18 protein-coding genes are annotated in these 23,518 nt (G+C 48.6%); 8 read left to right on the forward strand and 10 right to left on the reverse strand.

The features are described 5' to 3' along the window. Positions 1-101 precede the first annotated feature (101 nt). From ilvC to atpD, 8 genes are all read right to left on the reverse strand, one after another. Positions 102-1,583, reverse strand: a complete 1,482-nt coding sequence (ilvC, locus tag ACFQRK_RS11235) for a ketol-acid reductoisomerase (RefSeq protein ID WP_379006612.1) — start codon at positions 1,581-1,583, stop codon at positions 102-104. A 4-nt stretch (positions 1,584-1,587) separates the two neighbouring features. Beyond that, on the reverse strand, positions 1,588-2,076 hold the full coding sequence (locus ACFQRK_RS11240; protein ID WP_379006613.1) for a DinB family protein: 489 nt from the start codon (positions 2,074-2,076) through the stop codon (positions 1,588-1,590). Between the two features lie 18 nt (positions 2,077-2,094). Then, complete coding sequence (gene ilvN / locus ACFQRK_RS11245) at positions 2,095-2,685, reverse strand: acetolactate synthase small subunit (RefSeq protein ID WP_379006615.1); 591 nt, start codon at positions 2,683-2,685, stop codon at positions 2,095-2,097. A 64-nt stretch (positions 2,686-2,749) separates the two neighbouring features. Continuing rightward, positions 2,750-4,489 carry a biosynthetic-type acetolactate synthase large subunit gene (gene ilvB, locus ACFQRK_RS11250; protein ID WP_379006617.1) on the reverse strand — a complete coding sequence of 580 codons (1,740 nt, stop codon included), beginning with the start codon at positions 4,487-4,489 and terminating at the stop codon, positions 2,750-2,752. A 128-nt stretch (positions 4,490-4,617) separates the two neighbouring features. Continuing rightward, complete coding sequence (gene ilvD / locus ACFQRK_RS11255; protein WP_379006619.1) at positions 4,618-6,312, reverse strand: dihydroxy-acid dehydratase; 1,695 nt, start codon at positions 6,310-6,312, stop codon at positions 4,618-4,620. A 2-nt stretch (positions 6,313-6,314) separates the two neighbouring features. After that, positions 6,315-7,205 (reverse strand): branched-chain-amino-acid transaminase, encoded by an 891-nt coding sequence (ilvE, locus tag ACFQRK_RS11260; RefSeq protein ID WP_379006622.1) that lies wholly within the window; start codon positions 7,203-7,205, stop codon positions 6,315-6,317. 394 nt (positions 7,206-7,599) lie between these two features. Next, positions 7,600-7,848 (reverse strand): ATP synthase F1 subunit epsilon, encoded by a 249-nt coding sequence (gene atpC, locus ACFQRK_RS11265; RefSeq protein WP_379006624.1) that lies wholly within the window; start codon positions 7,846-7,848, stop codon positions 7,600-7,602. Between the two features lie 76 nt (positions 7,849-7,924). Beyond that, entirely contained in the window at positions 7,925-9,427 is a 1,503-nt protein-coding gene (gene atpD, locus ACFQRK_RS11270; RefSeq protein WP_379006626.1) for a F0F1 ATP synthase subunit beta, read from the reverse strand. A 194-nt stretch (positions 9,428-9,621) separates the two neighbouring features. Here atpD and ACFQRK_RS11275 point away from each other — a divergent pair, with 194 nt between their 5' ends. After that, on the forward strand, positions 9,622-9,762 hold the full coding sequence (locus tag ACFQRK_RS11275; protein ID WP_379006629.1) for a hypothetical protein: 141 nt from the start codon (positions 9,622-9,624) through the stop codon (positions 9,760-9,762). Positions 9,763-9,854: 92 nt separating this feature from the next. On the opposite strand, the gene ACFQRK_RS11280 is transcribed toward ACFQRK_RS11275, so the two are convergent. Both ACFQRK_RS11280 and ACFQRK_RS11285 read right to left on the reverse strand, forming a co-directional pair. Then, a complete protein-coding gene (locus tag ACFQRK_RS11280) occupies positions 9,855-10,976 on the reverse strand; it encodes a redoxin family protein (RefSeq protein ID WP_379006632.1) in 1,122 nt (373 codons plus the stop codon). Positions 10,977-10,985: 9 nt separating this feature from the next. Next, positions 10,986-11,594 (reverse strand): hypothetical protein, encoded by a 609-nt coding sequence (locus ACFQRK_RS11285; protein WP_379006633.1) that lies wholly within the window; start codon positions 11,592-11,594, stop codon positions 10,986-10,988. 163 nt (positions 11,595-11,757) lie between these two features. Between ACFQRK_RS11285 and rhaT the strand changes: the two genes are divergently transcribed. The 7 genes from rhaT to ACFQRK_RS11320 all read left to right on the forward strand — a co-directional run bounded on the left by rhaT (position 11,758) and on the right by ACFQRK_RS11320 (position 23,509). Next, the gene (rhaT, locus tag ACFQRK_RS11290) at positions 11,758-12,837 is read left to right on the forward strand and encodes an L-rhamnose/proton symporter RhaT (RefSeq protein ID WP_379006636.1); all 1,080 of its coding nucleotides are present in this window, start codon (positions 11,758-11,760) and stop codon (positions 12,835-12,837) included. Between the two features lie 85 nt (positions 12,838-12,922). Further along, on the forward strand, positions 12,923-15,049 hold the full coding sequence (locus ACFQRK_RS11295; protein WP_379006638.1) for a bifunctional aldolase/short-chain dehydrogenase: 2,127 nt from the start codon (positions 12,923-12,925) through the stop codon (positions 15,047-15,049). A 209-nt stretch (positions 15,050-15,258) separates the two neighbouring features. Beyond that, on the forward strand, positions 15,259-16,533 hold the full coding sequence (locus ACFQRK_RS11300; RefSeq protein ID WP_379006640.1) for a sugar isomerase: 1,275 nt from the start codon (positions 15,259-15,261) through the stop codon (positions 16,531-16,533). Between the two features lie 3 nt (positions 16,534-16,536). Then, entirely contained in the window at positions 16,537-17,901 is a 1,365-nt protein-coding gene (locus ACFQRK_RS11305) for an FGGY-family carbohydrate kinase (RefSeq protein WP_379006642.1), read from the forward strand. Between the two features lie 29 nt (positions 17,902-17,930). Next, positions 17,931-19,088, forward strand: a complete 1,158-nt coding sequence (locus ACFQRK_RS11310) for an alpha-hydroxy-acid oxidizing protein (protein ID WP_379006644.1) — start codon at positions 17,931-17,933, stop codon at positions 19,086-19,088. A 324-nt stretch (positions 19,089-19,412) separates the two neighbouring features. Continuing rightward, a complete protein-coding gene (gene gnd, locus ACFQRK_RS11315; RefSeq protein WP_379006645.1) occupies positions 19,413-20,867 on the forward strand; it encodes a decarboxylating NADP(+)-dependent phosphogluconate dehydrogenase in 1,455 nt (484 codons plus the stop codon). Between the two features lie 491 nt (positions 20,868-21,358). After that, on the forward strand, positions 21,359-23,509 hold the full coding sequence (locus ACFQRK_RS11320; protein WP_379006647.1) for a prolyl oligopeptidase family protein: 2,151 nt from the start codon (positions 21,359-21,361) through the stop codon (positions 23,507-23,509). The last annotated feature ends 9 nt before the right edge of the window (positions 23,510-23,518 follow it).

The following is a 23,518-nucleotide window of genomic DNA, read 5'->3' on the forward strand; positions in this document are numbered from 1 at the left end:
CAAAATGCCGCTGATATGCAATGATGCGTATTTTGCTGCCAATAAGTGATCCGGACCGGTTACGGATCGTGTCCCTTTTTCCGGTCCGGATCGAGGTGTTGTTAAGCGGTTTTTATCGCCTTCATGGCCGTCATAGCTTTACGCAGTACAGCGCCTACTTTTTCAACCGGATGGGTGCGGATGGCTTCGTTAACAGCGATCAGTGCTTGGTTATCAACGGCAAGATCCTTACCTTCATTGAAATTTCTGCCGATAATGTCTGTATCGACCGTTTTCATGAAGTCGGCCAGCAGTGGTTTGCACGCGTGGTCAAAGAGGTAACAGCCGTATTCCGCCGTATCTGAAATCACACGGTTCATCTCAAACAGTTTTTTACGGGCGATGGTATTTGCGATGAGCGGAGTTTCGTGCAAGGATTCGTAGTAGGCCGATTCGGGTTTAATGCCGGCTTCGACCATGGTTTCGAACGCAAGTTCCACACCCGCTTTGATGTAGGAAACCATAAATACCGCATTATCAAAATATTCCTGTTCGCTGATCTTTACATCGCCGGCAGGCGTTTTTTCAAAGGCGGTTTCGCCCGTAGCTGCCCGCCATTGCAACAGGTTTTTATCTCCATTCGCCCAGTCTTCCATCATGGTACGGCTGAACTGGCCACTCATGATGTCATCCTGATGTTTTTGGAATAGGGGGCGCATAATCGTTTTCAGCTCTTCGGAAACTTCGAAAGCTTTAATTTTAGCGATATTGCTCAACCGATCCATCATGGCGGTAATTCCGCCCTGCTTTAACGCTTCGGTAATGACTTCTACGCCATATTGAACCAATTTGGCCGCATAACCTGGTTCGATGCCTTTTTCGATCATCTTATCAAAGGACAGGATCGACCCGGTTTGCAACAGCCCGCATAAAATGGTCTGCTCGCCCATTAAGTCGGATTTTACCTCGGCCACGAACGACGAGCGTAAAACGCCAGCCCTATGGCCACCGGTTCCTACGCAATAGGCTTTTGCTTCAGCAAGACCTTTTCCTTGCGGATCGTTTTCCGGGTGAACAGCAATAAGTGTGGGCACGCCGAAACCGCGCAAGTATTCCGCTCTTACTTCTGAACCCGGGCATTTTGGTGCAATCATGATCACCGTAAGATCTTTGCGGATTTGCTTTCCTTCTTCCACGATGTTAAAGCCGTGTGAATAGGAGAGGGTAGCACCTTCTTTCATCAACGGCATTATTGCATCAATTACGGAGGAGTGCTGCTTATCTGGTGTGAGGTTGCTAACCAAATCTGCCGTGGGAATCAGTTCCTCATACGTGCCTACCCTAAAGTGATTGTCGGTAGCATTCTTCCACGAGTCGCGCTTTTGTTCAATTGCTTCCTTGCGAAGCGCATAGGAAACATCCAACCCGCTGTCCCGTAAATTAAGGCCTTGGTTCAGCCCCTGTGCACCACATCCCACGATGACGATTTTTTTGCCTTTTAACGCACTGACACCGTCAGTAAATTCACTGATATCCATGAATTCAGCGACGCCTAATTGATTTAATTGCTCTCTAAGGGGGAGGGTGTTAAAGTAATTTGCCATTGTTCTATTTATGTAATTGACTTTTTTGTTCTTGTACTGCTTTTCTAATTGCGGTTGCATAGCCGAAGTGGAGATTGTCGTGGGCAAGTGAGGCGGTAATCACCTTTTCAATCGTGTCCATTTCCAGTCTGTATGTCGAGGTAGCAAAAGGAGTGATAGAAGCGAACACGCCATTTCTGTAATCCTGTTCGATCACATCGATGGTATTCATAGCCTGGGTCTTGAGGGCATTGATTTCTGCGCCACCAATCCAGTGTTCCGGTTTTGTGCCTTTTCCATAAGATTCCACAAACGGTATCTGTCGATCGGACTGTACGTGGGTTCGTCGGTAGCACAAACCAGGCGTGCTCACCACAATATGTCCGAAATTCCATGCGATGTTATTTCGGAAACCGTCCGGAATCGTATTGATCTCGTCTGGGCTTAACCCATCTATCAGCTCAATGAATACGCGCCTGGTTTGCCTGATATACTCAAATAATAAATCTGTCATACCCTATTCGTCGGCGGATTACATCGTAAATACTTTATCCTGTTTGTTGAGATATCGGTTTTCGACAATCTCTTCTGCAGGTTCCATCTCTTCGAACTCCTTCAGTTTCTTGTGGAATCCTTCACTGTCTTTGATGATCGCAATGCGGGCACTTCGTACAAATTCAATGAGGTTGTATTCGGCCAATGCTTCGGTGAGTGCATCGATCTCTTCCCGGTGCCCCGCTGTTTCAAATACGGTATAATCATTGCGGATGACAACGGCGCTGGCTCCGAATTGACGGAGAAGCCGTTCTACAGGGGCCTTTTCGGTAACGATACTCGTAGGTACTTTATAAAGCGCTTGTTCCTGCCAGATAACCTCGTCATTGGTATTATAGTAGGCTTTTAAGACCTCCACTTGCTTCTCGATTTGGCGACACAGTTTGCGTACAACGTCCTCCGTTTCGTGGATCACGATGGTAAAACGGTGTATGCCCTCAGCTTCGGAAGGAGACGTGTTGAGGCTCTCAATATTGATCTTCCGCCGTGAAAAGATGGTAGAGATCCGCCCGATCATCCCAATGGAGTTTTCTGTGTAAAGGGTGATGGTATATTCCTGCTTTTCCATGTTGTTAAGTCAAAAGTTAAAAACCAAAAATCAAAAAACTAAATCCGACAATTCCTTTTACTTTTTACTTCAACCTGATCTCTGCAACACTGCTTCCTTGTGGTACCATTGGAAACACGTTATTTTCCTTGCCCACCATTACTTCAAGCAAATAGGAGCCGTCGTGTGCGATCATGTCACTCACTGCTTGTTTTAAATCTTTGCGTTCGCGAATGCTCCGCCCGGGGATGCCGTATCCTTTGGCAACGGTTACGAAATCAGGGCTGGTAATGTTGACAAAGGAATACCGCTTGTCGTGGAAGAGCTGTTGCCACTGGCGCACCATGCCCAAAAATTCGTTGTTGAGGATCAGGATCTTCACTTTTGCCCCGAACTGCATAATGGTTCCCAGTTCCTGGATCGTCATTTGAATACCCCCATCGCCGATGATGGCAACCACCGTCCGGTCGGGCGTGCCGTACCATGCGCCAATGGCTGCCGGTAACCCGAATCCCATGGTACCCAAACCACCGGAAGTAACGTTGCTTTTCGACCGGTTGAACTTGGCATATCGGCAGGCAACCATTTGATGCTGGCCAACGTCCGTAACGATAACCGCCTCGCCACCGGTAAGTTCGTTTAACGTTCGCAACACTTCACCCATGGTCATGATTTCCGACGTAGGGTTCAGTTCGTCGTGGATGACCTCTTTGATTTCCGCCTGTTCCAATTCGCGGAAACGTCCCAGCCAACCGGCGTGATCCCGGCCATCCAACAGCTCGGTAAGGAGCGGAAGCGTTTCCTTGCAGTCGCCCCATACGGGTACGGCGGTTTTGACATTCTTGTCAATTTCGGCGGGATCGATATCCAGGTGAATGACCTGCGCCTGCTTGGCATACTTATCCAGCCTGCCCGTAACGCGGTCATCAAAGCGCATACCGATCGCAATAAGTACATCACATTCGTTAGTCAGCACGTTGGGGGCGTAATTGCCGTGCATGCCCAGCATCCCGACGTGAAGCGGGTGGTCGGTCTCCAACGCGCTCAGCCCCATTACGGTAGCGGCGGCGGGAATCCCCGCTTTTTCGATGAACGCTTTAAATTCGGCTTCTGCTTTGCCCAGGATAATGCCCTGTCCAAATAGAACGAACGGACGTTGTGCCTGGTTGATCAATGCAGCAGCTTGTTCTATGTATTCCTTGCGGACTATGGGTTTAGGTCGGTAGCTACGGATGTGGTTACATATCTGGTAGCCTTCATAGTCAAATAATTGCAGCTGAGCATTTTTAGTGATATCGATCAATACGGGCCCCGGCCGGCCGGTGCGGGCCACATGGAATGCCTTAGCTAATGCTGAGGGAATCTCGCAAGCGTCGGTAACCTGATAGTTCCACTTGGTTACCGGAGCGGTGATATTGATGACATCCGTTTCCTGAAACGCATCAGTGCCCAGCAGGTGGGCAAATACTTGCCCCGTGACACAGACGATCGGATTGCTATCAATCATTGCGTCGGCCAATCCCGTAACCAGGTTAGTGGCACCCGGGCCGCTGGTAGCAAAGACTACGCCTACGCGGCCTGACGTACGCGCATAGCCTTGCGCAGCGTGTATACCGCCCTGCTCATGCCGAACAAGGATGTGTCTCAACTTGTCGTTGTAATCATACAATGCATCATAGATGGGCATAATCGCCCCTCCCGGATAACCGAATATCGTGTCTACACCCTCCGCGAGCAGTGCTTCCAGCACCGCCTGTGAACCACTTAGTTGGATGGTTTCTGCTCTGTCCTTCGGTGTTTCCTTGGTGATTTCCAGCGTACTCATAGTTTTTATGTTAGTTGTTAGCGTTCAGCAATTGGCTGTACGCATTTTAACCTCAATTTTTATTTTTTGTTTCCAGCAAGCAAACTGACCCAATGTCATCCTCGCTCGCCTTATTTACTGCTTCCTGTTCACTCGTCCGTCACACAGCCGGAGGCTGCATCGGCTACGGTTTTCGCATACTTATAAAGCACGCCTTTGGTTACTTTCAGGGCAGGCTGTTGCCATGCTGCACGGCGTTTTGCGATCACGTCGTCGGATACAAGTAAAGAGATGGTATTATTTACCGCATCAATGACGATGGTATCGTTGTCTTCGACCAATCCGATCAGACCTCCATCGTAAGCTTCGGGCGTAATGTGTCCTACAACAAATCCGTGTGTTCCACCGCTGAAACGGCCATCTGTGATAAGTGCAACGCTTTTACCCAGTCCCGCGCCGATGATGGCCGAAGTGGGTTTCAGCATCTCAGGCATACCGGGCGCACCTTTAGGGCCTTCATTTTTGATAACCACCACATCACCGGGCTTTACACGGCCCGAGGCTAGTCCGGCAATCAGGTCTTTTTCCCCATCGAATACCCGGGCGGGTCCTTCAAACCGTTCGCCTTCTTTGCCAGAGATTTTGGCCACACTGCCTTTTTCGGCCAGGTTTCCGTAAAGAATCTGGAGGTGCCCACTAGGTTTGATGGGGTTGTCCAACGTTTGGACGATCGGCTGATCAATTTCATTGATCGGGGTTACGTCGGAGAGATTTTCCGCCAGCGTCCGTCCCGTTACGGTTAAGCAATCACCGTGGAGCAGTCCTTCGTTTAACAGGTATTTCATTACCGCAGGAACGCCGCCGTATTGATGTAAGTCCTGCATGAGGTATTTGCCACTCGGTTTGAAGTCGGCCAGCACCGGGGTCTGGTCGCTCATGCGTTGAAAATCATCCTGCGTAACTTCCACGCCGATACTTTTGCCGATCGCAATAAAGTGGAGTACCGCATTGGTACTGCCGCCGAGCACAATGATCACACGTAATGCATTTTCAAAGGCCTCCCGGGTCATGATATCCGAAGGTTTGATGTCACGTTCGAGCAAGATGCGGATATATTTTCCCGCTTCCTTGCACTCGTTCCGCTTTTCGCTGCTCACAGCCGGATAGGAAGACGAGTAGGGCAGACTCATGCCCAGCGCTTCTATGGCCGCGGCCATGGTGTTGGCCGTATACATCCCGCCGCAGGCTCCAGCACCCGGGCAACTGTTTTTAACGATGCCGATGAAATCCTCCTCCGAGAGGTTTCCGGCGATTTTTTGTCCCAGCGCCTCAAATGAAGAGATGATATTAAGGTCCTGGCCTTTGTAATGCCCCGGGGCAATGGTGCCTCCATACACCATGATGGAAGGCCTGTTTAGTCGAGCCATGGCCATTACCGAGCCAGGCATGTTTTTATCGCATCCCGGAATGGCAATAAGTCCGTCGTAATATTGTCCACCGCAGATGGCCTCGATGCTATCGGCGATGATATCCCGGCTCACGAGTGAGTAACGCATGCCGTCTGTGCCGTTGCTCATGCCATCGCTCACGCCAATTGTATTAAAAACAAGACCAACCAAGTCATTTTTCCATACCCCTTCTTTTACGACTTTGGCCAGATCGTTCAGGTGCATGTTGCACGTGTTACCGTCATATCCCATGCTGGCAATTCCTACTTGGGCCTTTTGCATGTCATCATCGGTCAGCCCGATGCCGTACAACATCGCTTGGGCTGCGGGTTGCGTCTTATCTTGCGTTAATACTTTGCTGTACTTGTTCAGTTCTGTCGTTTGTTCAGTTAGCATGATTAAATGATTACTTCATAATTTTCTTTTTCCAAAGTCAGGTTTTTATACGCCCGTTGTATGGTAGCACCTAACGTGTCGCTCCATTCTTCGGGAAAAATCACGTCGTCCACGGCAGCAATTCCCACAATTCCCGTCGCCGTGCCGGTAAGGAAAGCACTGTCTGCCCCACGTAGATCCTCGGGAGTAAGCTTTTTTTCGACGATATCGATGTTCAATACATTCGCGATTTCAAGCACGGTTTGTCGCGTGATGCCTGGAAAAACGGAGCCGAATGCAGGCGTATAGAGCACCGTGTCTTTTTCGATGAATAAATTATTGCTGGATGCCTGCGCTACATATCCGTCGCTGTCTAGTAAGATCGCTTCGTCAAATCCGCGTTGAATTGCCTCGTTGGTTGCGACGATCGAAGCTACATATTGACCCGAAATCTTGGCCTCAGGAGGGAGCGACCGGGGATTGGGCCGTTGGTACGGAGATAGGGATACCCGGATGAGATCCGAGCCTAAAAACGGCCCCCATTCCCAAGCAGCGATGACGATGTTTGCATCCTTGGCCGGTGTTAGGAACATGTTCGGGCCGGTGGTAACCAACGGCCTGATGTAGGCACTTCGTAAATTGTTTTTATCAAGAAGTTCGTAGGTATGTTCAACCAAAAGTTCGGTTTTCCAGGGAAAGGGCATACCTACAAGCTCGGCCGAGCGGCGAAGGCGATCGAAATGCAACTCCGCCCGGAACATGCGGGTTCCGTTGTGGGTGTTGTATGCACGGATGCCCTCGATGGCTGAATACCCATAATGCAATGATTGGCCAAATAAGTCAACTTCGGCGCGGTCTGCTTTGATAAATGCGCCGTTGAAATATACCCAAGTATTTTTACCGAAATATTTCATCTCTGTTAACCTAAAAATTTAGCAAATTCGCACCCAATGAAGCGACTGGATTCCCTCCCAAGTTCTCATTAGGTGATCGTCTCTTTTCGATTTTATTAAGGTAGGGTGTTTATTTAGTATTGGCAATAGGATAAAGCCGTTTTTTTAAAAAAGAACAAAATTCTGCACTTGTTAACTATACAAACTTAAATTTTGATTTATAACTATACTGTAAAATAATATTTTCGTGTAATTATACCGAAACCAATTTGGGTATTCAGTTCATTTTTCGATGAGGGATCGTTACTCTACAAAATTCTGCGTAAAATGGCACCGATGTCTATAAAAGTTGAAAAAAAAAGCCTCCCGGCGATGCTTGCCGGGAGGCTCTTTTTTGCGTTTATTTTTTCTCTATCTAGTCTTCTATAACTCCTTCGGCAAGTACAGTGATTTCGTTGTGGATGACCTCCACAACACCTCCGATAATTCGGATAATTTTCTCGCTTTTGCCGGTGCGGATAATTACTTTTCCATCTTCTAATGTGGAAACAATAGGAGCATGGTCTTTCAGCACTTCAAAAGATCCTGCCGAGCCAGGTACGGTCACAGATGTAACATCGCCATCATAAACGGGTTTGTCTGGAGTAATGATCGTGAGTTTCACTTTGATTTACGATTTACGATTTGTGATTGAAATACTACTATTTGACTCGATAATCAACATCTAAATCAAAATCAGATTACACGGCTTCCGCTAGGAGTTTTTTACCTTTTTCAATGGCGTCTTCGATGGTGCCCACCAGGTTAAAAGCCGCTTCGGGATACTCATCTACTTCACCGTCGATGATCATATTGAATCCTTTGATGGTGTCCTTGATATCTACCAGTACGCCCTTGAGGCCGGTAAACTGCTCGGCAACGTGGAAGGGTTGGGACAAAAAGCGCTGCACGCGACGTGCACGGCTAACGACCAGTTTGTCTTCTTCCGAAAGTTCGTCCATGCCTAAGATGGCAATGATATCTTGGAGTTCTTTGTAGCGTTGCAAAATTTCCTTTACCCGTTGGGCGGTGTTGTAATGCTCTTCGCCCAAAACCGTAGGGCTCAGAATCCGGGAAGTGGAATCCAGCGGATCCACCGCGGGATAAATACCCAGCTCGGCGATTTTACGGGAAAGTACGGTCGTTGCATCCAAGTGGGCGAAAGTAGTTGCCGGTGCCGGGTCGGTCAAGTCGTCGGCCGGTACATACACTGCCTGTACCGAGGTGATCGATCCGCGTTTGGTTGAGGTAATTCGCTCCTGCATAAGACCCATTTCCGTCGCCAATGTCGGTTGGTATCCCACCGCTGAAGGCATACGTCCCAACAACGCCGATACTTCAGACCCCGCTTGGGTAAACCGGAAAATGTTGTCAATAAAGAACAGGATATCACGGCCAGCGCCTTCGCCGTCGCCATCGCGGAAATACTCCGCTATGGTCAGTCCCGAAAGTGCCACACGAGCACGTGCCCCGGGAGGCTCATTCATCTGTCCGAACACAAAGGTAGCCTTGGAGTCTTTCAGCTCTTCAGTATTCACTTTATCCAAAGGCCATTCTCCCTTCTCCATGCCTTCCATGAATTCCTCACCGTATTTGATAATGCCGGATTCCAGCATTTCACGTAAGAGATCGTTACCTTCGCGGGTACGCTCACCTACCCCTGCAAATACGGATAGACCAGAGTACGCCTTTGCAATGTTGTTAATCAGTTCTTGGATTAATACGGTCTTACCCACGCCCGCACCACCAAAGAGTCCGATCTTACCTCCCTTGGCGTAGGGCTCCAATAAGTCGATTACTTTGATACCGGTAAAGAGTACCTCCGTCTCGGTTGAGAGATCTTCGAATTTGGGAGGCGTATTGTGTATGCTGCGGCCGTTGGATTTTTCAAGTCCCGCAATGCCGTCTATTGCATCACCTACCACGTTGAACACGCGCCCTTTGATCGTTTCACCAACGGGCATTTTGATAGGGGCGCCTGTATCAACGACCTTCATGCCGCGTGTCAGGCCTTCTGTACCATCCATTGCGATGGTACGTACGCGCTCTTCTCCTAAGTGTTGCTGTACTTCTAAAACAATCCGTTGGCCATTATCTTTCTCGATTTCCAATGCATCGTAAATCTTGGGAAGTTTGGCGTTTTCGGAGAAACTAACATCGACTACAGGACCGATGATCTGGGCTATTTTTCCAATATTGGACATATTATCTGGAACTAAAATTTTATAAACCAATATAATAAAGGCAAAATACAGGCCTTAAATTTGGACTGCAAAAATACGCTTAAAAGAATTAAAAGCAAATTTAAATGTAAAGAAATATAACCTATTTCCATGAGCCGGTTTGTGTACGGTCGTGTTATGTCCCTTCTCCGTATCCCATTTGTATCCCATTGGTTATGTCGACGTGGTATACACAGATCTATGGACTGCTTATCAAGGGGGATGGGATCCGAAGGGCGGACGTAGGTGTGGGGGAGGAAACAGGAGTGTCTAACGGAGTTGGAACGGAGTTAAACGGACTTTTAACGGACTTTTAACGGACTTCGAATGAACTTTTAGGGGCTGGGTTTAGGGTAAGAATACAAAATTGCCCAAGGTATAGGGCAAAGTTACGCAAATCGAGCGAAAGCTACGGATAGTAACGGCCAATATGTTCAACGATAGCTTTGCGGAGTGCCAGGGGCTCAATGATGCCCATTTGCCTAAAGACAATTTCACCTCCCGGGGCTATGAGAACGGTATATGGCAATGCGCCCTGCCATTCTTTATCCACCGCCTCAATAAGATCGTACTTGTTTTCATCGCCGAAAAGCAGATTGCGGTTACTCGCATATTTCTGTTCCAGAAAGGTTCGTACTTTATCTGCCGATTGCTTAGCATCCAATGAAACGGTAACAAAATCGAATTCACGGTTCCGGTACATTTTGTCGGTTTCCGTAAGCGTGGAAAACTCGGCCACACAGGGACCACACCAGGTTGCCCAAAAGTTAACCAAACGGTATTTCCCGGATTGATTGGCCAGTACCGATTTCAGCGAATCCAGCGTGACCGTTTCGAGCGTTACCGGCTCCTTCTTCCAGCTTTCGGCTTCCTGTAATTTCCAATCCGTTTTTGATTTCCACTTTACCGAGCATCCGAAGGTCCGTGTAGTAGGTGTTGTTACCGGTTTCCCGGCCAGCAGCTCATCTACCGCGTTTTTTAAATCGGATGTTTTCGCCCTGCCGATGTGTTCATCATCGTCGATGCGACCCGCATAGCGCAACACACGCTGTTCGTCAAATACGAAAGTGTGTGGAGTTGTAGCCGGTCCGTATTGCGTCGAAACCGCTTGCGTGTCGCCGTCATAGAGGTATGGAAAGTTATAGCCTTTGTCTTTATAACGGATTTTCATTTCCTCGAAACTGTCATTCAGATCGGTATACCCCAATTCATCCAGTCGTATGGCCGCGTCCGCATTGGGACTGATGGCCACTACCTGGACGCCTTTGGGTTGATAGGCGGCCGTAAATGCGATGATCCGGTCTTCATAGGCCTGTGCGGTAGGACAATGATTGCAGGTGAAGACGATCACTAGCAGTTTCGCTTCCTTAAAGCTTTCCAACGTGTACACCTGATCATCTACGCCCTTTAGACGAAAGTCGGGTGCTTTTGAACCGATAGCCAACGGTTTGGGATCTTCGGCCCAGGCCGAATGGAGGAATGCCGAAAACAGGACTAGCAAGAGAACCGCTTTTTTTGATCGCTTCATCATTGCACCCTCCTATCCCAGCCGTTTATTTAGCTCGTCCTGCAATTGTCGTTTGAGTTTCTGCTCTTTCTCCATGGCTTTTTTCCGGTGCTGGTCGAATTCTTCCTGGAGTTCCTCGATCGCCTTTTTGGTGTCGTTGGTAACCACATGACCTTGGTTATAACGGTAGATGTAAAAGATCAGGGCTGCGGCTAATAAGAGGACAATACCCCACATAATTAAGCTATACGTGCTTTTTTCCAAGGAAACGCCGATAAATGAAAAGCTGTCTTTTTCCCGTTGGGCAATTTGCAATTCGTTTCGAGCCTGAGCAAGCGAATCGGTCATGGCTTCTACTGCAGCTTGTTGACTGCCATCTTTGGACTTTAAATCGGAAATTTCTTTGGTCAATACCCTGATCGTATCCGCAATATTTTTCCGGATCTGTTCAAGGTTTGCCTGGCGAACATGTTCAATGCCATCCTGGGTTCGTGAAATTGCATAGAGATAAATGAATTGGCTATCGATCGTTCCACTCGTAAGGGACCCCTTGGGAGGTTCCCGCCGTGACGTAGTTTGTCCGAAAACATTTCCCAATGAAATTAACGCAACCAGCAGGGCTGGGAATGCAAGGTTTCTCATGTTCGTTCGCTGTTTCAAATTAAGTTTTTAAATTTAAAACACGATATTACGGGATTTATTGTTTAAAAGGAAATTCAATGTCAAAAAACATGACAGCACATAACAGTTCGTTTTTTCATCTTTTCTATCTTGCGCCGTTTTAATTAACCAATTACCGTATTGTATGCAAGTAATCGCAGGAGTAATTTACCATTTCATTGGAGGCTTTGCCTCTGGAAGTTTTTATGTCCCGTATAAGCAAGTCAAAGGCTGGGCCTGGGAAACGTTTTGGATCGTTGGCGGCCTATTTTCCTGGCTCATTGTGCCGCCGCTCGCTGCCTATATAACGATTCCCGGTTTTGCCGAGATTATCCGGCAAGCAGACAGCAGCACGATTGGTTACGCCTACTTATTTGGCCTGCTGTGGGGGATAGGTGGACTTACTTACGGTTTGGGCGTCAGATACCTGGGTGTATCCCTGGGAAGCAGTATCATTCTGGGGTTGACCATGGTTTTTGGATCGCTGGTACCCTCTATATTTTATTATATCAATGGCAGTGAAGGGAAAGAGACGATTGATTTGTTTTTCACGACCGCTTCGGGGCGAACGGTGCTATTGGGCTTGTTGGTTTGTATCGTTGGCATTTTTCTATGTGGGCGTGCAGGTGTATTAAAAGAGCGTGAACTTGTGGGCGGGGCAGCCGATGCCAGCGGGAATAAAGATTTTAAGTTTGGAATCGGGTTACTCGTCGGCATTATCTCCGGTATTTTGAGCGCCTGCTTTAATTTTGGACTGGAAGCTGGAAAACCCATGGCTAATGTGGCTAACGAGCTGTGGAAGGCAGCCAATCCGGGGGAGGGAGAGTTTCTCTTCCAGAATAACGTAACCTATGTGGTTGTGCTTTGGGGTGGGCTCACTACCAATTTCATTTGGTGCATGTTCCTGAATGCACGCAATCGGACATTTGGCGACTACGTAAATACAAAAGTCCCCGTTGCACGGAATATTTTCTTTTGTGCATTGGCCGGAACCACTTGGTATTTGCAGTTTTTCTTTTATGGAATGGGCGAAAGCCGATTGGGCAATGGCGCCAGCTCGTGGATCTTGCACATGGCATTTATTATTCTGATAGCCAACGCTTGGGGAGTCATTTTGAAAGAGTGGAAGGGCGTGAGTAAAAAAACGTATGGTACCATTATCAGTGGAATCGCAGTGATTATTCTGTCGATCCTGCTGGTAGGTTTTGCAAGGACATTATCGTAAGTCGAACGCGGGTGACAGAGAGCTGTGAGCCGGAAGCCGATTGCCGAAAACCGAATATACAAATTAACAAAAAATAAAAAAAAAGATGTCTGAGATCATTGGAAAAGAATCGTTTAAGCATGTCAGTTATTTATGGGACCATGCGAAAGCTGCGGAATTAGCAGGAGATGAAGTGGCGTTGCTGCTTTATCGATCCAACCTGTTGGGAGCTGATTTGCGTCTTACCAATTACGGGGGAGGCAACACCTCGTGCAAAGCGATCGCCAAAGACCCGCTTACGGGACTTGACACGGAAGTTATGTGGATTAAAGGTTCTGGAGGAGATATCGGCACGTTGACGCGCAGCGGACTGGCGGCGCTCTATGTAGATCGCCTGCGAAGCTTGGAGCACGTCTATCGCGGTATTGAGCACGAGGATGAAATGGTCGAATTGTTCAACCATTGCATTTACGACCTAGCGTCGAAGGCTCCGTCTATCGATACACCGCTGCATGGTTTTCTCCCTTTCAAGCATATTGACCATTTGCATCCCGATGCAGCGATCGCCATTGCCGCGGCAAAGGACGGTAAGCAGATTACAAAGGAGTTGTTCAACGGAGAAATAGGCTGGGTGGAATGGCAGCGGCCGGGATTCGACCTGGGACTGAAGCTTCGGGAATGCCTCAATGAAAATCCGGGTATAAAAGGGATCATGTTGGGCTCACACGGACTTTTCACGTGGGGAGACACCGCTTATGAAAGTTACATCAACACACTCACCGTCATCGAGCGCTGCGCCGAATACCTAGAGGCAAACTACGGTAAAAAGCGCCCTGTGTTCGGTGGAGCCAGGTTAGCAGACGTACCTGCCGAGCAACGTAAAAAGCAAGCTGCGGCGTTGGCCCCGGTACTTCGCGGATTCTGCTCGTCAGAACGCCATATGGTTGGTCATTTTACCGATGATGGCCGTGTATTGGAGTTTATCAATTCGAATGACCTCGATCGGCTGGCTCCTTTGGGCACAAGTTGCCCGGACCATTTCCTGCGTACCAAGATCAGCCCGCTGGTATTGGACTTGGCACCCGACGCCGACCTGTCGGATGCGGAAGCGCTTAAGGCAACGCTGGCGCCGGCCTTCGAAGCCTACCGTGCGATGTACAAGGAATATTATGAAACGTGCAAGCACCCCAACAGTCCGGCTATGCGCGACCCAAATCCGGTTATCATCCTGTATCCGGGTATCGGAATGTTTTCCTTCTCGAAGGATAAGCAAACCGCGCGCGTAGCGGCCGAATTTTACACCAACGCCATCAATGTAATGAAGGGAGCCGACGCAATATCTGAATATACGTCGCTGCCCCGGCAAGAGGCGTTTGATATCGAATATTGGCTTCTGGAAGAGGCAAAGTTGCAACGTATGCCCAAGCCCAAACCCTTGTCGGGCAAAATCGCCTTGGTGACGGGGAGCGCTGGAGGTATCGGAAAGGCGATCGCCAAGAAATTCGTGCAAGAAGGTGCCGTTGTGATCCTCAATGACCTCAATGCAGAGCGATTGGAAGGGGCTGCCGAAGAATTTAAGGCTGCCTTCGGAAAAGACGCATATGCTACCGCTCAATTGGATGTAACGAATGCAGATCAGATCCAGCAGGCGTTTGATACGGCTTCGCTGGCCTTCGGTGGGATAGATATCGTCGTCAATAATGCGGGGTTGTCGATTTCGAAATCCATCGGGGATCATACCCAGAAAGACTGGGATCTGCTTTACGATGTATTGGTAAAGGGACAGTTTTTGGTAACCCAGGCGGCCGTTCAGGTGTTGAAGAAGCAAGCCATCGGTGGTGATATCATTAATATCGTTAGCAAAAATGCATTGGTCAGCGGTCCCAATAACGCAGGTTATGGCTCGGCTAAAGCCGCACAATTGCACTTAAGCCGGTTGAATGCAGCCGAACTGGGGGCCGACAAAATCCGCGTAAATGTGGTGAACCCGGACGCGGTTATTAGCGACAGCAACATCTGGGCAGGCGGCTGGGCCGAGGGGCGTGCCAAAGCCTACGGAATTACCGTAGAGGAACTGCCTGCGTACTACGCCAAGCGTACCCTGCTCGGTGAAATCATCTTGCCGGACGACATTGCCAATGCCTGCTTTGTGCTGGTAGGTGGATTGATGAAAAAGTCTACGGGCAATGTATTGAATGTGGATGGAGGTGTCGCCATGGCATTCGTCCGATAATTTCTTATAAGCAGAATTGTCAATTAAATGTGCCTAAACGGCATTTGATTGGCAATTCTATTTATCTTTGATAAGTAGATCCGTTATGAACCCGGCATGATCAAAATAATCATTAAGCCCACAGGGCAATGACGAGCTTCGCCGCTGTCGCTTCGGTTATTTTGATCATCAAAGGCTCTATCTGACAACTGAAAACAAAAAACAAATAGATGAATATCGATAAAAATCAAATAGCAGCCCATAACCAACAACATGAGGCGGTTCAAAGCCGCCGATTCAGTCAACTGGCGGAAGAACTGTCGGACATCGAATCCATAGTTCAGAAGTTAATAGATTTCCAGGTAGCCATACCCAGTTGGGCATTGGGTACCGGTGGTACACGTTTTGGCCGGTTTTCAGGTGGGGGAGAACCGCGTAACCTGGAAGAAAAAATTGCAGACATCGGCCTTTTGCATGCACTCAACCAGTCCAGCGGTGCAATTTCTCTGCACATTCCATGGGATATTCCCGAAGATTATGCCGCCATACGCACACTGGCCGGCCAACACGGTCTGAGTTTCGATGCAATGAACTCCAACACGTTCCAGGATCAACCGGGCCAAGCCTTGAGCTATAAATTCGGCTCCATGCAACACGTAGACAAAGCGGTACGAAAGCAAGCGGTTGATCACAACATCGAGGTAATTAAGCACGGTGTGGAACTGGGATCAAAGTCGCTCACCGTTTGGTTGGCCGATGGATCGAGTTTTCCCGGTCAGTTAAACTTCCGCCGTGCGTTCCAAAATACCTTGGAAAGCTTGCAGGAGGTTTACCAAGCGCTTCCGGAGGATTGGAAAATATTCGTGGAATACAAGGCTTTCGAACCCAATTTTTATTCCACCACGGTAGGCGATTGGGGCCAATCCCTGCTATATGCTAATAAACTGGGCGATAAGGCGTATACGTTGGTCGATCTGGGCCATCACCTACCCAATGCCAATATTGAGCAGATTGTAGCCCTGCTCCTGATGGAGGGAAAGCTCGGCGGATTCCATTTCAATGATTCGAAATACGGAGATGATGACCTGACTACCGGCAGCATCAAACCCTACCAATTATTTTTGATCTTCAACGAATTGGTCGAAGGGATGGACAACCGGGGTATGAACCATACCACGGATCTGGGGTGGATGATTGATGCTTCCCATAACCTCAAGGATCCGCTTGAGGATCTGCTGCAATCGGTGGAAGCCATCCTGATTGCGTATGCTCAGGCCTTGTTGATCGACCGGGTTGCACTGGCCGAGGCACAATCGCGGAACGATGTGGTGCGCGCACAGGAAGTCCTGCAGCACGCTTTCCGCACGGATGTGCGCCCGTTGGTAGCAGAGGCACGGAGAAGGGCTGGCGCAGCGGTGAATCCTGTTCAACTGTTCAGAGACCTCGATGTGCGTGGCCAGCTGATTAAAGAACGCGGATCAAAAACAGTAGCTACGGGATTATAAAAAATGCGAACACCTGTAATAGCGATATTTGATGTAGGTAAGACCAATAAGAAGCTATTTCTGTTTAATGAACAATATAAAATAGTTTTTGAACGGTCTGCGCGGTTTACCGAAACCGTAGATGAGGACGGCGATCCTTGCGAGAATCTGGAAAGTCTGCGGCTATCGGTATTCGATTCCCTGCATGAGGTATTCCGGAAGCCGGAGTTCGACGTGCGTGCGATCAATTTCGCGGCATATGGCGCGAGCTTGGTGTACGTCGACGAAGATGGCAAACCACTGGCCCCGTTATGCAACTACCTGAAGCCTTATCCGGAAGCGCTCCAACACAAGTTTTACGAAACGTACGGAGGGGAAGATACGGTGGCCTTCGTTACCGCGTCCCCGGTTTTAGGAAGTCTCAATTCGGGCATGCAATTGTACCGCACCAAGTATGAAAAGCCTGCACTGTTTGAACGTATCCACTATGCGTTGCATCTACCGCAATACCTGAGTTTTTTGGTATCCGGGCAGATGTACTCCGACATGACCAGCATCGGCTGTCACACGCATCTGTGGGATTTCACCAAAAATGATTATCATGAATGGGTATACCGGGAGGGCATCATAGACAAGTTGGCGCCGATCGCACTGGGCGATCAGGTGTTGCCTGCATCGTTCCCTGGTAACGGATATGGAGTCGGGGTGGGTTTGCACGATAGCTCAGCTGCGTTGATTCCTTACCTGGTTAGTTTTCATGAACCTTTCGTACTAATCTCGACAGGTACCTGGTGTATCAGTCTCAATCCGTTTAACCATACGCCACTGACCAAAGAGGAACTGGAATCGGATTGCCTGTGTTATATGCATTATCAGGGAACCCCGGTGAAGGCCTCCCGGCTTTTTGCGGGCTACGAACATGAGCAGCAGGTAAAGCGGATTGCGGAGCATTTCGGTCAACCTTCCAGCCGATACCGCAACCTGGCCTACAACCGGAGTATCGTATCCAGGCTACGTGAAGAAAAACAGGGGCCGAAACCCATCGGCGGTAAAGTGTCTGCCTTCGCGCAACGGAATCTATCCGATTATCGATCGTACGAGGAAGCCTATCATCGGCTTATCATGGACCTGGTTGATCTCCAACAGGTGGCTACCCAACTGGTAATCAAGGGCTCTACGGTGAAACGTATCTTTGTGGACGGCGGATTCAGCAAGAATGCGATTTACATGAATCTGCTGGCCGATGCGTTTCCGGAAATGGAAGTTTTCGCGGCTTCGATGGCTCAAGCCACGGCAGTGGGGGCGGCATTGGCCATTCACTCGGCGTGGAATGAGCGCCCACTGCCTAATGATTTGATTGAATTGCGCTTTTATGCGCATAATCCGTAAAGAAGGACCCATATAAAAGAAGGAAATCAATGAACCCTGATTTATTAAAATACAATCCCCAATATCCGTCGGTGCAGGATCTGAAGAAAAAGGCGAAACAGCGTATCCCTAAATTCGCTTTTGATTACCTGGAAGGGGGCTGCAACGACGAACTGAATCTCCTGCGGAACGAAATGGACTTCAGGGATATCCAACTTATGCCCCGGTATCTGAGGAAACACAATGGTGTCGATATGCGGACGGAGCTGTTTGGCCATGTTTACGACGCACCGTTTGGTATATCGCCCATTGGATTACAGGGATTGATGTGGCCGAACGCACCGATTATTCTTGCAAAAGCTGCGCAAAAACACAACGTTCCATATATTCTTAGTACCGTTTCTACGGCAAGCATCGAAGAGATTGCCGAAGTTGCCGGCTCCCAATTCTGGTTCCAACTGTACCATCCGACCGAAAATAAGCTGCGGGACGATATCCTCCGGCGTTTGGAAGCTGCGGGCTGCTCGGTGCTCGTTGTTTTGGTAGATGTACCGTCGTTTGGTCTACGCTATCGGGAAATCAAGGCAGGATTATCCATGCCGCCGAAAATTACCATTAATAATTTCATCCAAGCGGCTGTGCGGCCTGCATGGTCTGTTGAGTTTTTGAAAATGGGCATGCCGACTTTTGCCACGTTGAAGCCCTATATGGGAAAAGACCTTGATATCAAGCAGCTTGGTAAATTTATGAACGCTACGTTTACCGGACGTGTGGATTCAGAAAAGATTAAAGCCATTCGGGACCTTTGGAAGGGCAAATTGGTCATAAAAGGGGTGGTAAGCGATGAGGACATGGAAGAAAGCATCCGCATTGGTGCTGATGGCATCATCGTATCCAACCATGGCGGCCGGCAAATTGATGCAGGTGAATCTACCATTAAGCCACTGAAGGGGCTCACCGACAAATATGGTGACAAAATGACCATCATGATCGACAGTGGCTTGCGGTCAGGACCCGATATCGGTCGTTCCTTGGCATGCGGCGCCAAGTTCACGTTCATGGGGCGTCCGTTTATGTACGGTGTGTCTGCATTGGGTAAGCAAGGAGGCGATCATACCATCGGTATGCTTAAAGCTCAATTGAAGCAGGTGATGGAACAGGTATGCTGTGAGACCGTAACGGATTTTCCGGGAACATTGATCCGATAGGTCATCGTAGGTCTGGGATATCATTATTCCACGGTAGCACGGCTACGTTGATGGTGCCCGACGGCGAGTGCCGAATTCCGGAACTGTCCGCTATCGCTTTCGACCGGCTGATTTGCCCGAAAACATTTTCGCTTCCTTAGAAACGGCGTAAACCTTCGAGTTAAATACCGGGGTAACCGGTGCTTTTCGTATCGTTCCACATAAAATTTGATAAAACCGGATGGGGCGATGGACATACAGAGGCGTTAGTTTACAAATTTTCGACACTTTCTATTTGTTCTTGCATGGGTAAAGTATAACTTTGGAAGCAAATTAACTAGGAATATGCAAGCAAAATCTGATATAGGCGTTATTGGTATCGCCGTGATGGGGGAAAACCTCATCCTGAATATGGAAAGCAAAGGCTTTCATGTGTCGGCTTACAATCGTACGGTAGACAAGGTTGAGCGTTTTGTAAACGGCCGGGCAAAAGGCAAAAACATCTATGGGGCTACATCCATTGAAGATTTAATCCAGTCGCTGAAAAGCCCCCGGAAAGTGATGCTGATGGTTAAGGCCGGAAAACCCGTTGATGATTTCACCGAGCTGCTGATTCCGCATCTGGATCCGGGAGACATCATCATCGATGGGGGGAACTCCCATTTCCCGGATACCGAACGTCGGACAAAGTATGTTGAGAGCAAGGGGTTATATTATATTGGAACCGGGGTCTCGGGAGGTGAAGAAGGGGCGCTCTTGGGTCCGTCTATTATGCCGGGAGGATCGCCTGCTGCTTGGCCCGCGGTCAAACCGATCTTTCAATCAATCGCCGCAAAGGTTGCTGACGGGACCCCGTGCTGTGATTGGGTAGGCGACGGTGGCGCCGGCCATTTCGTCAAAATGGTACACAACGGTATTGAGTACGGCGATATGCAGCTGATCAACGAAACATATCAGATCATGAAAGACGTACTGGGCATGACACCCGATGAAATGCACGAGGTGTTCAAGGAATGGAACGAAGGCGAATTGGATAGTTACCTGATTGAAATCACCCGCGATATCCTGGCATTTAAGGACGAAGACGGGCAGCCGTTGGTCGATAAGATCCTGGACACGGCAGGACAGAAAGGTACCGGTAAATGGACGGGTACCGTAGCGCTTGAATTAGGGGTGCCCCTAACGCTGATCGCTGAATCGGTATTTGCCCGCTGCCTTTCGGCTCTGAAGGAAGAACGTGTGGCTGCTTCAAAGGTACTAAACGGACCAGTCCCTTCATTCAATGGGGATCGGCAAACGTTTATTAACGACCTACGCGACGCATTGTATGCCGCAAAAGTTATCTCTTATGCACAGGGTTACCAGATGATGGCTGCCGCGGCTAAGGAATATGGCTGGAAACTTAACTATGGCAGCATTGCGCTCATGTGGCGCGAGGGATGCATCATCCGGTCTGCATTTTTAGGTAAAATCAAGGAAGCGTTTGACAAAAATCCAGATTTACAGAATCTCATCCTCGATGATTTCTTCCGGGAAAAAATTCAGGCCGCACAAACGGGTTGGCGGAAAGTGATCGCGTCTGCTATCACAAACGGAATTCCCGTTCCTTGCTTAAGTGCAGGATTGATTTATTACGATGGATATCGCTGCGAACGCCTGCCGGCAAACTTGCTACAGGCACAACGCGATTACTTCGGCGCCCATACCTACGAGCGTCTGGATAAGCCACGTGGCGAATTTTTCCATACCAACTGGACAGGACGTGGAGGAGAAACTTCTTCGACTACCTACGACGTCTGATTTTTTCACGCAAAGTACATAAAGGTTTTTATGTTGAGTGCGCGGAGGTTTGTCCTTCGCGCACTTTTTCTTGTTATGAACTTTCTGAGTAATGCTGGGAATTGGATGAACCCCCGAGCTGTATCCGCTTTGTATTGGCTTCGCTATGATAGTATGGTTACTCTATAACAAGTCCATAATAACTCCATAAATTTCTATAAAATAATGGACTCATATTCAAGACAACCCTAAAATGGTACCTTGCTTATCTCTTCCTTGTCTTGTCTTGAATTTAGCAGGATGAAAGCGAATGGAATTTGCTAAATCTGGAATCGGCAGCTAATTCAAAATTAATCGGATAGGATGACAATTCCAAAGCAAAAGTTAATTTTTGTCTGGAGAGACTATCGAACTACTGACTTGCATACAGTCTCGTTGACATAGCACAGCCGAACAGTTTGTAAATAAAAGCAACTTTACCTAAGTTTGTTTCGCACATATTGAATTATAACATGAATAAAACCGTAAACATCCTGATTCTGGCGGCATTTGCCATTGCCTGCCAGGAATCGGAAAAAGCCATTGATCCTGCACCCACCATGACGTTATTGCCGTATCCAGAAACCCAGAAGGAGAATGTAGTAGACAACTATTTCGGCACGGAAGTGCCCGACCCGTATCGCTGGCTTGAAAATGACACCGCGACTGATACCAAAGCGTGGGTGGAAGCTGAAAACAAGGTTACCAACAACTACCTCGAGCAGATACCGTTCCGCGACGCAATTTATCAACGATTGGAGAAGCTGTGGAATTACGAAAAATACTCCGCGCCTTTCAAAGAAGGGAACTACACCTATTTTTATAAAAATGACGGGTTGCAGAATCAATCGGTGCTGTACCGCCAGAAAGGAGATGACGGGGAGGTCGAAGTATTTTTGGATCCCAATAAATTTTCAAATGACGGCACCACCTCATTGGCGGGAATCGCATTCAGCAAGGATGGGAGTTTGGTGGCATATCAACTATCGGAAGGTGGGTCGGATTGGCGCAAAGTGGTGGTTATCCGGGCCGAGGATAAATCGCTCGTGGGGGATACACTGGTGGACGTTAAGTTTAGCGGTTTAGCCTGGCGTGCCAACGAAGGGTTTTATTATAGCAGCTATGACAAGCCTAAGGAAGGAAGTACACTTTCAGGTATTACCGACCAACATAAATTGTATTTCCATAAGCTTAATACACCCCAAAGTGAAGACCAGCTGATCTTTGGCGGAGCCGGTACGCCCCGTCGTTACGTCGATGGATACCTAACCGAAGATGAGCGGTTTTTGGTTATCGCCGCTGCAAATGCGACCAGCGGCGGAGAACTGTATATTCAAGATCTTTCCCGAGCAGGCAGCCCGATCGTAAATGTGGTTGACAATTTTGAAAAAAACCATGCGATTATTGACAACAACGGCTCAACCCTTTTTATTTACACCAACTTGAATGCGCCCAACGGAAAAATTGTGACCGTGGATGCGGGGAATCCGGGGCCCGAAAACTGGGTAGATCTCATTCCCGAAACCGAAAACGTGCTGAGCCCCAGTACGGGTGGCGGGAAGATTTTTGCCAATTACCTAAAAGACGCAACCTCTCTCGTGCAGCAATACGATCGATCAGGCAAGCTGGAACGTACCATCGAATTGCCGGATGTTGGTTCTGCAGGCGGCTTCGGAGCGAAAATAGACGATACCGAACTTTATTATACGTTTACCTCGTATGTGTATCCGCCGACAATATTTAAATATAACATTGCTTCCGGCGAGTCAACGGTGTACAAAACGTCGGGTGTGGATTTCGATCCGACCAAATACGAGTCCAAGCAGGTGTTTTATACGTCCAAAGACGGCACTAAAGTACCCATGATTATTACCCATAAGAAAGGACTGGAGCTGGACGGTTCAAATCCAACGCTTCTGTATGGTTACGGTGGGTTTAACATTAGCCTCACCCCTTCGTTCAGTACTTCCAATATCGTATTACTGGAACAAGGAGGCGTATATGCCGTGGCTAACCTGCGGGGTGGTGGAGAATACGGTGAAAAATGGCATCTGGCCGGGACGAAGCTGAAAAAGCAAAATGTATTTGACGATTTCGTCGCGGCGGCTGAATACCTCATCGCTGAAAAATATACGTCTTCGGAGAAATTAGGGATTGCGGGCGGTTCAAACGGAGGGTTATTGGTGGGAGCCGCAATGACCCAGCGGCCTGAACTGTTTAAAGTAGCCTTTCCGGCGGTGGGCGTGTTGGACATGCTGCGCTATCATAAATTCACGGCCGGAGCCGGGTGGGCGTATGACTACGGTACAGCCGATGATAACGAGGAGATGTTTAGGTATCTGTTTACGTATTCCCCATACCATGCGTTGAAGGCAGGAACGGATTATCCGGCCACGCTGGTGACCACTGCCGATCACGACGACCGCGTGGTACCTGCGCATTCTTTCAAATTCGCTGCGCGATTGCAGGCATATCATGGAGGAACGAACCCCGTGCTGATCCGCATAGAGACCAAAGCGGGGCACGGTGCCGGAAAGCCGACGGCGATGATCATTGCCGAACAGGCAGATAAGTGGGCTTTTTTCTTCCAGAATACCCAAACCTCTTACACGGAGCAACGTTAAATAATTAGT

Origin of the sequence: Parapedobacter sp. GCM10030251 (genome assembly GCF_042666505.1) — a bacterium.
GTDB lineage: Bacteria > Bacteroidota > Bacteroidia > Sphingobacteriales > Sphingobacteriaceae > Parapedobacter.